Below are 15,066 nucleotides of genomic sequence, written 5' to 3' on the forward strand. Positions count from 1 at the left end.
TGAAGCAGGGATCTTTAGATTTTTCCTCAAAATTTTTGTAAAAATAATAAAAAATCAGAGGAAAACCAAACCGCTATTTTTCAACCTTGTTTTGCAACTTTAAAAGCTTTCAAACCTGCAAAAACTGCATCTTCACCGAGTTCTTCTTCAATCCTTAATAGTTGATTATATTTAGCAATTCTATCTGTCCTTGAGGTGGAACCTGTTTTTATTTGTCCCACATTTGTTGCAACAACGAGATCAGCAATTGTTGTATCTTCTGTTTCGCCAGATCTATGGCTTACGATAGCTGTATATCCATTTTTCTTCGCAAGCTCAATGCAGTCAAGTGTTTCGGTTAGTGTTCCGATTTGATTTAGCTTTATCAAAATTGAGTTTGCGATTCCTTTTTCAATACCTTTTGAAAATATCTCAATATTTGTTACGAAAATATCATCACCAACGAGTTGAATTTTGTCTCCAAGTGCTTCGGTTAGCATTTTCCAACCTTCCCAATCATGCTCGGACATTCCATCTTCAATGGAAATTATTGGATATTGTTTTACAATGCCTTCATAAAATTTTACCATTTCTTCGGATGTTTTCTCGCTTCTGTCTGATTTAAAGAAAACATATTTGCCATTTTGATAAAATTCACTTGCTGCGCTATCAAGTGCGAGATAAACATCAGAGCCAGCTTTGTAACCTGCTTTTTCTATTGCTTCAAGTATGATTTCTATAGCTTCAACATTTGATTTTAAATCTGGCGCAAATCCACCTTCATCACCAACTGCGGTATTATAGCCTTTTGATTTTAAAACTGATTTAAGCGAGTGAAAGATTTCCGCCCCCATTCTTAAAGCTTCTGAAAATGATGGAGCATTTACAGGGACGACCATAAATTCTTGAATATCAACATTATTGTCAGCATGTCTACCGCCGTTTAAAATATTCATCAAGGGGACAGGTAAAACTTTCGCATTTACACCGCCGATATACCTGTAGAGAGGAATTCCAAGGTGATTTGCAGCTGCTTTTGCAACTGCAAGCGAAACGCCGAGGATTGCATTTGCCCCCAGACGCGATTTATTCGGAGTCCCATCAAGTTGAATTAAAAATCTGTCAATTCCAACTTGATCAAGCGCATCCCATCCCTCAAGTTCTTCTGAAATTATATTGTTAACATTTTCAACTGCTTTTAAAACTCCTTTACCGAGATATCTTTTTGAATCTCCATCTCTCAACTCAAGTGCCTCATTTTCACCTGTAGAAGCGCCGCTTGGTACAGCTGCGCGTCCCATTGCACCTGATTCAAGGTGGACATCAACTTCAATTGTCGGATTTCCTCTTGAATCAAGGATCTCTCGTGCTTGAATATCAACTATTGTAGTGGACATGGTGCTTTTATTTTTTGTTTTTAATTTGAGTTAATTATATCAACAAAATTGCGAAAAATCAATTTTATTTTTGGAAAATGCTCAAGTTAAGGGATGTTTCGGGGTTTCGGTAGGGGGTACAAGATGATATATTAAAACTAATAAAGCAAAAATCGGGCTCCACAATAAATTTTAGTGGAGCCCGAGCTGAAGGTTTATTCGTAGAAAAATCTTATCCCAACTTGCAGATATCTCGGGGCATATGAACTATTTGGCAAACCGAAGTTTGCAAGTGGATTACCTCTTGCATCATACATTCTGTTGAAGTAACCAGCTGCATTAAACCAGTTAAACACATTGAATGCATCGAACATAATTTCAAACCTTGTATTCCTTAAAGTCACTGACTTGCTCAATCTAATGTCAACTTGTTTATACCAATTTCTTATTTTTCGCCAGTCAAGTGTTTTAATCCGTGTATCATTTGGCCAATCATCATCAAAGAAATTGTTATCATTTAAATCCATTCCAACAATTACATTATATGGTCTTGGCGATGCAAAAATACCTATACCGCTGAATTGAACTCCGAAGGGCAAATTAATTATCCAGTTTAGGACAAATCTATGCCTCTCGTCGGCGCTACTTCTTTGTTTTCTGTAGCTTGATGCAAATGGATAAGCTGGTGGAGTTACTCCATCAAAATCTGAATAGGCCCATGAGAGAGTGTAAGATAATTGAACACTTATTGAAGCAGTTTTATAAAGAAGGTTAGTTAAAAATCCGTGATAAAATGCTCGTCCATAACTACCCCAGAGATATATGTCGCTATACTTATCAGAAATTGCTCTTTTCCTTTGACTTGGTATATAGTAATTTGCATTTGTTTGCACATATAGAGCAGTTGCGCGATTGTTAATATAATCAATTGTTATCCCGAGATTTGAAGTAAGTTGATGTCCAATCCCCAGTGAAAATTGGTACACTGCTGGTGTTAGCATTCGCCTGTGAAGTAGATATACAGTTGGTCTTATTGTCCCTTGTCCTCCTAGAATTCTTTGGCGTAACACATTAGGATCGGTAGTTCCTGGATTTATGAAAGTATAGATTCCCCATTTTGAATATAATTGTTCAAAATATGCAATAAAGTTGGGTAACCTATCGAAGAAAATTCCATAGCCACCCCGCAGAATCGTTTTGCCAGTGCCAAATACATCCCAAGTAAAACTTATTCTTGGAGCAAAGTTATCAAGATCATTTTCTCTATTTCCTCTATTAAAATATTCTTCCGGTATCTTGCTCGTTAATTCTGTGCTATCAGCCCATCTTACTTTAAATTTGTTGTTCATAGTATTAATGTCTGCATCCCATCTAACCCCAAAGCTAAGTGTTAATTGCGGTATAGGTGTCCATCTATCTTGAATAAATGCACCAATTGTCCAACCATCGAGGGATCCTTCCGCATCTTTTGTAGTATATGGATCAGTGAAACCAATTCCTATTGTTGCAGTTCTTGGAAGTGTACTGGTATCGGTATCAAAGACAAATTGACCATAGTAAAAGTATGGAAACCAAGGAGATGATGTGGTTCTTGTAATTTCAAAACCAGCTTTAAAAACATGTTCCCCATAAAAATCTGTAAGGTTATACGTGAATTTATTTACTAACCTGTAATGATCCTCAGCGAGGCGAATTGGGAATGTTCCACGTCCTAAAGATATGCTCGGATAGATATACGCAGGACCTGTTTTTATTAATGGTTCATCGTGTCTCCACCTCAAATAGTGGAGCGATAGTTCATTCATAGCATTTGAAGAAATTATCCAGGTATCTCTGAATAAAAAAGAGTTAATGTGATATCTTCCATATATACCAGCGGTATATGCAAATGTTCCCCCAAAGAAAAATTTGCTATCCATATATCTTGTAGCCCATATAAGGTCAAAAGTGTGCGCAGTCGTTGGTTGATATGTTAACCTTACCACACCCGTGTGATTAGCAGTTGGTGAATCAAATGTTCCTCTATATTGGTCCCAAATTCCTGGGGCATATGCTGGTCTACCTGGGACAACATCAATGTAATTTTTTTCATTATTTAATTCATACGAACCAAAGAAAAATAGCTTGTCAGGCACTATGGGTCCAGATATTGAAAGCCCAACTTGCTGACGATTATAGTTTGGCTTTACTGATTGAAATGGACCGCGAGCATTTAAATTTTTATGCCTATAATTTGCAAATACCATTCCTCTAAATTCATTAGTTCCTCTTTGGGTGACAGCTGAAATCACATAAGCTGTTCCTCTAGTATACTCAGGATCAAAGGCATTTAAAACAACTCTAAACTCTCTTACAGCCTCTTGCGGAAGAGGTGACCCTGTTTGTGGAATTCCAACTATGTTACCGTTAAAATAGCTTTTCCACTCAACTCCATCAACATATAATTGTATAAATCTTAACGGTGGTAATGAACCTGCTTCGGGTAGTGCCCTACCACCAATAGGTGAATAGTATTTTATTCCCGGAACTAAAGCAGCAAGATTCATGATATTTCTTGTATCTAATGGTAAATTAACTATCTGTTCTCTTCTTACTGGCATTGACACATCAGTTCTTTTTAATTCTATAGGCGATGAAACAGCAACTACCTCAACTGCTCCTAACTCAATTGCTTCGGGTACTAGTGTAAAATTAATAGTCTCCACTTGACCCATTAAAATTTCAATTATCTTCGTGGTTTTTCTATAACCAACATACATTGCCGTGATTTCGTATTTCCCTGGTTGCAAACCAAGGATGCGATAAGTTCCTGACTTTGCAGTGATCGTTCCCCTTACCAAACCTGTTTCTAAATTCTTCGCCACTATTTGAGCATCTGATAATGGTTTGCCTTCATTATCAACTACCCTCCCCTCAATACTACCGGTAGTTATCTGCCCTATTGCGAGGTAATTTACCCCAATAATTGTTAATAAAATCAGTATAAATCGTTTCATGGCAGGCTACCTGTTTTATTTTTTACTTTCAATTTAATAGCCTTTGTTTTATCTGTCAAGTAGAAAGTGAGCAAAATCGCTCAAGCGAAAAATTTGTTTGTTTTTGTTGAGCTGGAATGGAGTTTTAAAATTATCTAAGTAGGGTGAAGTTTGATCAATTTGATTTTGATTTTAATTTAAAATAATTTACCTGCGATAAAACCAAGAACGAGAGCCTATGAGCTCAGCGGTTGTCATATGTCATTACCACGAGGTTGCACTGAAGCAAAGAAACAGGGAAATTTTTGAGAAGAAGCTTAGAACAAACATCGCCTTTATGCTCTCTGACCTCATTAAGCAAAACATGGTGAAACGTGGGTATGGAAGATTGAAAGTTGTTTTACCATTTGGATTTGAAGATGCGGGAAAAATTGAAATTGTAAAGTCAAGATTGAACAATGTTTTCGGATTGACAAACTTTGGAATCGGTATCGTATCAGCTCTTGATGTGGAGAAGATTTGTGAGGCGAGTTTAAAAGTTTTAAAGAATAAAAATTTTAAAACCTTCAGCGTAAAAACGAAAAGACAAAATAAAAAATTTCCACTGAACTCGGTTGAGGTAAATCGCAAAGTTGGAGCTTTTATACTTGAAAGATTTAAAAACAACGGCAAAGAGATCTATGTTGATTTGGAAAATCCGGATATCACAGTGCATATTGAAATAGTTGACAGAGAAGCTTATGTTTATGCAGATAGATTTAAAGGTCCGGGTGGATTACCTGTTGGCTCAAGTGGTAAAGTTGTCGCTTTATTATCAGCGGGTTTTGATTCGCCGATCGCTTCATACCTAATGATGAAACGCGGGGCAAAAGTTATTTTCGTCCATTACCATAGTTATCCTTATACTTCTTACGATTCAATTGAGCAAGTAAAACAAATTGTTAAGATTTTAAGCAAATTTCAGTTCCATTCAAAACTTTACATCGTTCCAATAGCTGAAGCACAGAGGATAATTGTTTTAAACGCGCCTGTTGAGTTGAGAACTATTCTTTACAGACGCTTGATGATAAAAATTGCCGAAAATATAGCGGAAAAAGAAGGCGCTGAAGCTCTTGTCACGGGTGAAAGCTTAGGTCAGGTCGCTTCTCAAACATTAAGGAATATAAGAGTTATAAATCAAATTGCAACTCTGCCTGTACTCAGACCATTAATCGGGATTGATAAAGAGGAAATAATCCAAAAAGCAAGAGAAATAGGAACTTACGAGATCTCAAGCCAACCTTACGATGATTGTTGTAGCTTTTTGACAGGGAGACATCCAGAAACTTGGGCAAATCTAAATGACATTTTTGAAGTTGAAAAAAAATTTAATTGGGATGAACTCGTTAAAATGTCGCTTGAAAACGCCGAGATTGAAAATATTTACGCGGATTTCCTCAACAAAAACATACTTGAAAAAATTGAGGATTGAAAAATGTTAAAACTTTTGATCCTTTTTCTGCTATTCGTTCAACTTCTTAATTCTCAATCGTTTAGATTAAGACGCCCGGTCCCAGATCATATCCAGATCAATGGCTCTTACCTATACGGTGAACCAAACATCCGTGATCCTCAAAACAGAGCTCACACTGGTGTTGATATTCTTGTAAGATATGATACCGTCTATTCAGCATGTGATGGGGTGATCTATTTCGTTGCATATAATCCATACGATACCATTGGAGGTTATGAACCAAATGGAGCCGGAAATTATATTTTTATCAAAGGAAGATGGGAGGGAAGAGATTTATATTTACTTTATGGACATTTGTCAAGACCTTTAAAAAATCAAGGGGATAGTGTTAAAGCAGGGGAACCAGTTGCTATTTCAGGAAATACAGGTTACTCAACCGGGCCGCATCTTCATTTTGAAATTCGTCTTGGAACTCCAAGGTATGACGCTTACCGAACAAGAAGAAATCCCGAATTGTGGTTTGCGATGAATGGAACGGGAGCAATTTATGGCAAAATTCCAAATGCTCCTAACTCAACGCGTGTTAACATAAGCCCAGATCCAAAGCCAAGACCACCATATACAACTTTCAGTTATGCTTTGACTTATAACTTCAACGACCCATATATTGGAAGTGATGATATTTATCAGGAAAATTATGCAATTGGGGAAGTGAAACCTGGAACTTACACGATTACAGCTCTTAACGGACTTTACACAAGGACTGTGACAGTAAGAGCTGGACAAGTTGTTAGCGCAGATCCTCCAACTGATGTTGCAGATGATCTTAAGCCAGGAAAATTTGAACTTTATCAAAATTATCCAAATCCATTTAATTCAAGCACGGTGATAAGATACTATCTTCCTGAAACAAGGCGCGTCGTTTTGAAAGTTTATGACTTACTTGGGCGAGAGGTTAAAACGCTCGTAGATGAAGAAAAAGGGCCAGGGCTTCACTATGCGGTTTTTGATGCTTATGGTCTTGCAAGTGGAGTTTATGTTTATACGATCTTTGCTGGTGATTTTGTAGCGTCAAAGTTTATGGTATTTGTCAAATAAAAATTGGGAGAACAAAAATGGAAAAAGTAGGATTCATTGGGCTTGGAATAATGGGTGAAATGATGGCGAAGCGACTTTTAAACAATGGCTTTGAATTGGTTGTTTATAACAGAACGAAGGATAAAATCTCAAATCTTGGTTCCTCAAGAGTTATCCCAGCTGAAACACCTGGTGAAGTTGCAAAAAATTGCGAAGTCGTTATATCAATGCTTGCTGATTCAAAAGCTGTTGAAAGCGTTGTATATGATAAAGACGGAATTTTAAACAGCGTCAGAAGTGGTTTCATCCACATTGATATGAGCACAATTTCTCCTGCAACGACACGCAAGCTTTACAATGATTATAGAGCTTTCAACGCATATTTCATCCATGCACCTGTGCTCGGTGGGAAAGCTCAAGCGGAAAGCGGAAATCTTTTGATCTTTGCCGGCGGTGATAAGTTGGCAATAGAAAAATGTAAAGGAATTTTCAATGTTCTTGGGAAAAGAATCTGGGAGTTTGGCTCTGTTGAGGAATCAGCAAGGTTAAAACTTGCTATGAATTCAATGATTGCAACAATGATTATGGCGTTGGTGCAAGCGTTCATCGTCGCTGAGAAAGCTGGAATTCCAAAAGAAACTGTCCTTGAGGTTCTTGAAAATTCCGCGTTAAATTCCCAGATGTATCAAGTCAAGGGAAAGTCAATAATTGATGGAAACTTTCAACCTAGCTTTTATGTCAAACATCTTTTGAAGGATATAAATTTAGTTCTTGAAACAGCGCAAGAGTTGAAAGTCCCACTTCCAGTTGTTTCTGCGATTCGTGAGATTTACATTGCGGCTCTTTCCAAAGGATATGAAGATCTTGATTACTCCGCGATTTATAAAGTTATTTCAGAGATGGCTGGTTTAAAAACTTAAACTTATTTCTTTGATGAAGAATGCAATTTTAACACTTTTAATTTTGCTTTTCTCATCTTGTGCAACATTAAGACCACCTTTTGAGCCTCAACCGAAAATAGTGATAGCTTGGGTTGTAAAATTTGACACTACAAGTTTTCTCTCGCTTCAGCGAAACTCTGCTTTGATCTCCATTGCTTCGCCGACATGGTTTAGTATTGATAGCGCAGGAAACATAATCGCTGATGTTGATTCAAATCTTTTAAACTTTGCACTTCAAAATGATATACCACTTATGCCACTTGTCGTAAATCAAAGGTTTCGTGTTGATGTTGCGGAAGCTTTGCTTTCCGAACCAGAAACAAGGGAAAGGGTAGCTGATTCAATTTTAAAAATTGTTCTTAATGGCAATTTCATTGGAATAAATCTTGATTTTGAAGGACCATTTGTGAATGTGCGTGACGGATATACCAAGTTCGTTGAGCTCGTTTGTGCGAAGCTTCATAATTACGGTAGAATAGTAAGCGTTGATGTTGTTTCAAAGACAGAAGAAAAGTTCATTGGTTGGGCTGGTGTTTATGATTACGCTGAACTTGGCGAAGTTGTAGATTATTTTGTTATAATGGGATATGATTATAGGGGACGACTTGATCCGCCAGGGCCAATTGCGCCAAAGTGGTGGGTTGAAGAAACGATAAAATTTGCAATCTCACAGGGAATAAAACCACAAAAGATCGTGCTTGGAGTACCATTTTATGGAAGATGGTGGAAAGGGAATGAACAAGGGCGTGGAATTTATTATCCCGAACTTGTAAGAGTGATTGAGAAATACAATCTGAAGAAAAAATGGGACAGGAAAGCTGAATCGCCATACTTTAAGTTCAAAGATGAAAATGGGGTTGAAAATGTGATTTATTTTGAGGACGAAAAAAGTTTATCTAAAAAAATAGATCTTGTGCTAAAATACAATCTTGCTGGGATCGCCATATGGCGACTTGACGGTGAACCAGCTGAGTTTTGGAAAGTTATTGAATCAAAACTTAAACCTAAAGGATTTTTGGCAAACTAAAAGGAAAAATGTTTGATCGCTTTTTAGCGATCACAAAAAGAAAGCAATTTTATAACTACAGACAAAATAATTTTTGACAAAAACAGCAAGAAATGCTTCTGTGAAGCCATAATCTTGAATTCGTTCTTTGCACTAATTGGCAATTAAAATTTTCAAAAACAATGGAGGTTAAAACAATGCGAAGAGGTATATTTGCAATCCAGATCGTTTTAATTTTGGTTGTTTTCGGTTTTATCTTTTCGCAAGATAGATGGACTCCAGATGTTATGATAAAGTTCAAACGCGTTGGTGAAACTGCTATCTCTCCGGATGGAAAGCTTGTCGCTTACACTGTTTCGGTCCCGTTGATGGAAGGGGAAAAGTCGGAATATCTTACTCATATTTGGGTCGTTTCATCGGATGGTAAGATGAATTATCAATTTACATTTGGTGAAAAATCTTGCACAAATCCATCTTTTTCTCCGGATGGGAAATATCTTGCTTTTATCTCGGCGCGGGGAAAAGATGGTAAAAATCAGATATGGGTTTTAAGATTAACAGGTGGAGAAGCTGAACAAATAACTAATTCAAAGTCGGGAGTTATATCTTACAGATGGGCACCTGATTCAAGATCTATTGCTTTCACAAGTGCTGATCCTGAAACGGAAGAAGAAATTAAAGCGAAAAAGGAAAAACTTGATGCGATAGTTGTTGATAAAAATTATAAATATGCGCATCTTTACATCGTCAAACTTGAAAAGGACAAAAAAGGTGAATATCCTGTTAAGCGTTTAACTTCGGGGGAGTTCCACATAACTTCGTTTGATTGGTCACCGGATGGAAAATTTATCGTTTTCTCGCATCAGATAAATCCAAGCCCAGATGTCTGGACAACTTCCGATATTTCAATTATTCCAGCCGATAGCGGTGAAGTAAAGGCATTGATAAAATGGAAAGGTTCTGATGCAAATCCGAGATTTTCACCTGATGGCAAGTGGATTGCTTTTGAATCCGACGGTGGAATGATAAAGTGGGCTGGGTTAAGACATGTTTATGTTTTTTCTCTATCTGGTGGGGAAGCTAAAAAATTAGCTCCAACACCTGATGAAAATTGTAGAATAATTTCATGGTCAAAAGATGGGAAAGAAATCTATGTCAGCGAAGCCTATAGGACAACTATGCGTGTTTATGCTTTACCTATTGATGGTGGAAAGCCAAGGGCTTTAACTCCAGATAATGGTAATTATACAAATGTTTCATTTAGTTTAGATGGTTCAACGATGGCGTTTGTTTATCAAAATTCTGAAACTGCGCCTGATGTTTATATAACAAGTTTGAAGAAATTTGAACCGAGAAGGTTGACAGATGTCAACTCTGATTTCCCCAGACTTCCGATGGGTAAAACGGAAATTTTGACTTGGAAATCAAAAGATGGAAAGTATGAAATTGAAGGACTTGTCACTTATCCAGTAAATTATGAAAAGGGAAGAAGGTATCCTCTTGTCCTTCTCATCCACGGTGGTCCAGCTAGTGTTTTCACACAGAACTACACAGCGGCAAGTGCCATTTATCCAATTCAAGCTTTCGCACAAGAAGGCTATGTTATACTAAGACCTAATCCAAGGGGTAGCACTGGATACGGCAAGGAATTTAGATTTGCAAATTATAATGACTGGGGATTTGGTGATTATGATGATTTAATGGCTGGGGTTGATAAGTTAATTGATATGGGAGTTGTTCATCCAGAAAGCTTATGTGTTGCTGGATGGAGTTATGGTGGTTATATGACATCTTTCATAGTAACGAAAACAAAAAGATTTAAAGCAGCAAGCGTTGGTGCTGGTGTGACAAATTTGGTAAGCTTCACAGGAACGGCTGATATTCCGAGCTTTTTGCCGGATTACTTCTCTGGTGAGTTTTGGGATCGCCTTGATGTTTATATCAGACATTCGGCTATCTTTAATGTTAAAGGCGTAACAACTCCGACTCAAATAATTCATGGTGAGGCGGATGTAAGAGTCCCTGTATCGCAAGGTAAAGAGTTTTACAATGCTTTAAAGCGTCAGGGTTGTCCAACGGAAATGATAATCTATCCGCGAACTCCGCATGGTGTTCAAGAGCCGAAATTTATTGTTGACATTGGCAAAAGGATAATCGCTTGGTTTAACCGACATATCGGTCGTGATTCAAAATTAACAGAAGTGAAATAAGACATTAACTTTAAAACAAAACCTAACTCAAAAATGAAAAAAATAACACTAATTCTGATGCTTTTGCTTTCAAATCTTTTGTTTTCGCAAGGTAAGATCTTCCCGTTCAAAATCAACAAGGTCGTGCTTGAAAATGGTTTAACCGTCTTATCCGTTCCATTTGATTCACCTGGGATAATAGCTTATTATACCGTCGTAAGAGCAGGGTCAAGAAATGAAGTTGAACCTGGGAAAACCGGATTTGCACATTTCTTTGAACATATGATGTTTCGTGGGACTGAGAAGTATCCAGAACAGGTTTACAACGATATTTTAAAACGGCTCGGGGCGGATTTTAATGCATTTACCAGTGCTGATTGGACTGCATATCATATTGTGGCAAGTAGCGATGCTCTTGAGACAATAATTGATATTGAATCAGATCGTTTTATGAATTTAAAGTATACCGAAGAACAATTTAAAACCGAGGCAGGTGCAATTCTTGGTGAGTACAACAAAAGCGCGTCAAGCCCGTTTCTTGCGCTTTATGAAAAACTTCAAGATCTTGCCTTCACAACTCATACTTACAAACATACAACGATAGGATTTTTAAAAGATATACTTGATATGCCAAATCAGTATGATTATAGCTTGCAATTTTTTGATCGCTATTATCGTCCTGAAAATTGTGCAATTGTTGTGGTTGGAGATTTTGATCAGAAAAAATTGATTGATCTTATAAAGAAATATTACGGCAAATGGAAGAGAGGAAACTTTAAACCAGAGATCCCTGTTGAACCACCGCAGACAGAGGAAAAGGTGGGGCACATCGCTTGGAAAGGTAAAACATTGCCTTACCTTATGATCGGTTATCGTATACCAGAGTTCTCAACTAAAAATGTTGATCGCGCAGCTATTGATTTCGTTTCCGAACTTCTCTTCTCAAGGACAGCACCACTTTATCAAAAGCTCGTAATTGAAAAACAGTGGGTTGATTTTATTCAAGGTGATGCACCAGATAGAAGGGATCCGTTTTTGTTTATTATCATGACGAGAATTAAAAGAGAAGATTTGATTGACTCAGTAAAGAGCGAAATTTTCAAAGCGATTGAAGAGCTGAAAGTAAAACCTGTTTCAAAAGAGCGACTTGAACAGGTTAAGTCGTATATGAGATATTCCTTTGCGATGTCTTTGGATAATCCAAACAGCGTCGCTTACATAGTTGGAAATTATTTTCAATTAACCGGGGATCCTGAATCAGTAAACGAGCTCTATTCACTTTATGAAAAGGTCACACCGCAGGACATAATGAGGGCAGTCCAAAAATACTTTACCAAGGAAAATAGAACAATCGTAACATTAACGGAGGAGAAAAAATGAGAACACAAAAATTAATTTTCCTAATGATGATAACCTCAATTCTCGCATTTGCAAGAAATTCGGAAATAAGAGTTAAAGAACTTTACAGTCCGAATTATCCGATCGTGACATTTAGGGTTATGATTGAAACCGGATCTATGAATGATCCAAAGGGTAAAGAGGGGCTGAATGCGTTGACGATTTTAATGCTTGCGCAGGGTGGAACAAAAGAATTGACATATAAAGAGATCCAAGAGAGACTTTATCCCTTGGCAGCAAGGATCAATTATCAATTTGATAAAGAAGTCAGCGTCATAATTGGCGAGGTTCATAGAGATCATGTTGATAAGTTTTACAAAATTTTTTCGGATTTGATTTTGAATCCAAGATTTGATGAACAAGATTTCAAAAGGAACAAAGATTTACTTTTGAATTACATTCGTGCGACGATAAGAAGCGGAAATGACGAGGAGTTGGGGAAGCAGGCGCTCGTGTGGTTTATATATGAAAATCATCCGTATCATTCGCCAGAATTTGGAACCGTGCAAGGACTGAGTAATATCACGCTTGAAGATGTTAAGAATTTTTACAAAAAGTATTTCACACAGGGCAATATAGTTTTTGGAATTGCCGGTAGTTATCCCAAAAGCTTGGTAGGAAAGATAAAGAAAGATTTCGCTAAGCTTCCAAAAGGCAAACCTGAATCTGTTCAACTTCCAGAACCAGAGAAAGTTAATGGGCTTGAATTTTTATTAATTGAAAAAGAGACAAGATCAACAGCAATTTCGTTCGGTTTTCCAATCGCGATCAATCGTTCACATAAAGATTTCTATGCTTTGATGGTTGCTAATTCATATTTTGGTGAACATAGAACTTTCAATGGTATTTTAATGCAAAAGATAAGAGGTCAGCGTGGGTTAAATTATGGAAATTACTCATATATTGAACATTTTGTTCAGGATGGCGGTTCAACTTTCCCTGTGCCGAACATACCGAGGCGACAGCAGTATTTCAGCGTCTGGATAAGACCAGTTGAGAATAAAAACAGACACTTTGTCTTAAGACAAGCAATAAGAGAGCTTGAAATTCTTGTGAAAAATGGGTTAAGCAAGGAAGATTTTGAATCAACAAGGGAATTTTTGCTTAATTACTCAAAGCTCTGGGTTCAAACTCTTAACCGACGCCTCGGGTATATGATGGACTCTGATTGGTATGGGATTGAATATTTTATTGACAAAGTTCAGAAAGAGCTACGAAATTTAACTGTTGAAGATGTTAATAATGCGATAAAGAAATATCTTAACTTTGAAAACATAAAGATAGTCGCCGTTACGAAAGATGCGCAATCTTATATGCAGGATTTGATTTCAAATAAGCCAAGCCCGATAACCTATGTAAGCCCTGTTTCGCAGTCAATTCTTGACGAAGATAAGATAATTCAAGAATATAAACTTAATGCGAGAGCGGAAAACTTCAAGATAATTCCTGTTGATGAAGTTTTTGAAAAATAAATTTTCTGGGCGGGTTTTATCCCGCCCGTCAGAGAAATGAACCTTTGCGGTGTCTGTAGAGGAAGAAAACTTGTTGCGAAAGCAATTGGCGCTTGTGTTGATTGCATCCGTCAAAATAAAAAAGGCGTGATAGATAAAATTCTTGAATTTCATAGGATCACGAGGGAAGAATTTGAACTTCCGAGTAGTGTGCCTAATTCAAAAGAAGGGATAAAGTGTAAAATTTGCGCCAATGAGTGTGTTATACCAGAAGGGGAAAGGGGATATTGTGGTTTAAGAGCAAATTTTAATGGAAAAATTTCACATCTTGCAGGTACATCCGAAAGTGGACTGCTTGATTGGTATTTTGATCCTTTGCCGACTAATTGCGTTGCTGAATGGGTTTGTGAAGGTTCAAACCAAGTTGGTAAGAAAAATCTTGCAGTGTTTTATCGTAGTTGCAGTTTTAATTGTCTGTTTTGTCAAAATTGGCACTTTAGAGAAACGAACATAAAAAGGGCGAGGAAAATTTCATCTGAAGAGCTTGCAAGTATAGTTGATGAGAAAACTTTTTGCGTCTGTTATTTCGGTGGTGATCCATCAACGCAAATAGTTCACGCGATCCAAACCTCAAAAATAATCCTCAGGAAAAGAAAAGATGTAAGGATTTGCTGGGAAACGAACGGAAATATGAATAGAAAATTTCTGGAGATGGCCGTTAAACTTTCCCTTGAATCTGGAGGATGTATAAAATTTGATTTGAAAGCATATGATGAAAATCTTAACATCGCTTTATGTGCTGTGAGCAATCGTAAGGTATTTGAAAATTTTGAGTTTGCTTGTCGTTTTATAGATCAGCGTCCCGAACCACCGCTTGTTGTCGCAAGCACGCTCATAGTACCTGGTTATATAAACGCTGATGAAGTTTACAAGATAGCGAGGTTCATAAGTCAAATTGATGAAAACATTCCTTATTCACTTCTTGCCTTTTATCCGCAGTTTTATCTCTATGACCTTCCGATAACATCAAAAGAGTTGATGAGAGAATGTGTTGAATCTGCGATATCCGCAGGTTTAAAGAGAGTTCATGTGGGGAATATACATTTGTTAAATTAAAAAGTGCCCCTGGCAGGATTCGAACCTGCGACACGCGGTTTAGGAAACCGCTGCTCTATCCATGCTGAGCTACAGGGGCAGGTAGGATCGTTATAAAATTAAAAA

At 37.3% G+C, this 15,066-nt stretch carries 10 protein-coding genes and 1 tRNA gene; 8 read left to right on the forward strand and 3 right to left on the reverse strand.

Translation table 11 applies throughout. From position 1 onward, the window contains the following. Positions 1-80 precede the first annotated feature (80 nt). Together eno and NZ923_01460 are read right to left on the reverse strand one after the other, a co-directional pair. Positions 81-1,376 carry a phosphopyruvate hydratase gene (gene eno, locus NZ923_01455; GenBank protein MCS7228684.1) on the reverse strand — a complete coding sequence of 432 codons (1,296 nt, stop codon included), beginning with the start codon at positions 1,374-1,376 and terminating at the stop codon, positions 81-83. A 194-nt stretch (positions 1,377-1,570) separates the two neighbouring features. Further along, positions 1,571-4,351 carry a carboxypeptidase regulatory-like domain-containing protein gene (locus tag NZ923_01460; GenBank protein ID MCS7228685.1) on the reverse strand — a complete coding sequence of 927 codons (2,781 nt, stop codon included), beginning with the start codon at positions 4,349-4,351 and terminating at the stop codon, positions 1,571-1,573. 217 nt (positions 4,352-4,568) lie between these two features. Between NZ923_01460 and thiI the strand changes: the two genes are divergently transcribed. The 8 genes from thiI (at position 4,569) to NZ923_01500 (ending at position 14,961) form a co-directional block, all read left to right on the forward strand. Beyond that, the gene (thiI, locus tag NZ923_01465) at positions 4,569-5,801 is read left to right on the forward strand and encodes a tRNA 4-thiouridine(8) synthase ThiI (protein ID MCS7228686.1); all 1,233 of its coding nucleotides are present in this window, start codon (positions 4,569-4,571) and stop codon (positions 5,799-5,801) included. Positions 5,802-5,804: 3 nt separating this feature from the next. After that, the gene (locus NZ923_01470; protein ID MCS7228687.1) at positions 5,805-6,881 is read left to right on the forward strand and encodes a peptidoglycan DD-metalloendopeptidase family protein; all 1,077 of its coding nucleotides are present in this window, start codon (positions 5,805-5,807) and stop codon (positions 6,879-6,881) included. A gap of 17 nt (positions 6,882-6,898) precedes the next feature. Continuing rightward, a complete protein-coding gene (locus NZ923_01475; protein MCS7228688.1) occupies positions 6,899-7,780 on the forward strand; it encodes an NAD(P)-dependent oxidoreductase in 882 nt (293 codons plus the stop codon). Positions 7,781-7,793: 13 nt separating this feature from the next. Beyond that, positions 7,794-8,828: a glycosyl hydrolase family 18 protein gene (locus NZ923_01480; GenBank protein MCS7228689.1), complete on the forward strand. Its 1,035-nt coding sequence runs from the start codon at positions 7,794-7,796 to the stop codon at positions 8,826-8,828. Between the two features lie 176 nt (positions 8,829-9,004). Then, positions 9,005-11,017: a S9 family peptidase gene (locus tag NZ923_01485; GenBank protein MCS7228690.1), complete on the forward strand. Its 2,013-nt coding sequence runs from the start codon at positions 9,005-9,007 to the stop codon at positions 11,015-11,017. A gap of 33 nt (positions 11,018-11,050) precedes the next feature. Further along, entirely contained in the window at positions 11,051-12,376 is a 1,326-nt protein-coding gene (locus tag NZ923_01490) for an insulinase family protein (protein ID MCS7228691.1), read from the forward strand. 23 nt (positions 12,377-12,399) lie between these two features. Beyond that, positions 12,400-13,866, forward strand: a complete 1,467-nt coding sequence (locus tag NZ923_01495) for an insulinase family protein (GenBank protein ID MCS7228692.1) — start codon at positions 12,400-12,402, stop codon at positions 13,864-13,866. Positions 13,867-13,902: 36 nt separating this feature from the next. Beyond that, positions 13,903-14,961 (forward strand): radical SAM protein, encoded by a 1,059-nt coding sequence (locus NZ923_01500; GenBank protein ID MCS7228693.1) that lies wholly within the window; start codon positions 13,903-13,905, stop codon positions 14,959-14,961. A 4-nt stretch (positions 14,962-14,965) separates the two neighbouring features. Here the strand turns inward: NZ923_01500 and NZ923_01505 are convergent. Next, positions 14,966-15,040 (reverse strand) — tRNA-Arg (locus NZ923_01505). Between the last annotated feature and the right edge of the window lie 26 nt (positions 15,041-15,066).

Origin of the sequence: Candidatus Kryptonium sp., assembly GCA_025060635.1 — a bacterium.
Classification (GTDB): Bacteria; Bacteroidota; Ignavibacteria; order Kryptoniales; family Kryptoniaceae; genus Kryptonium.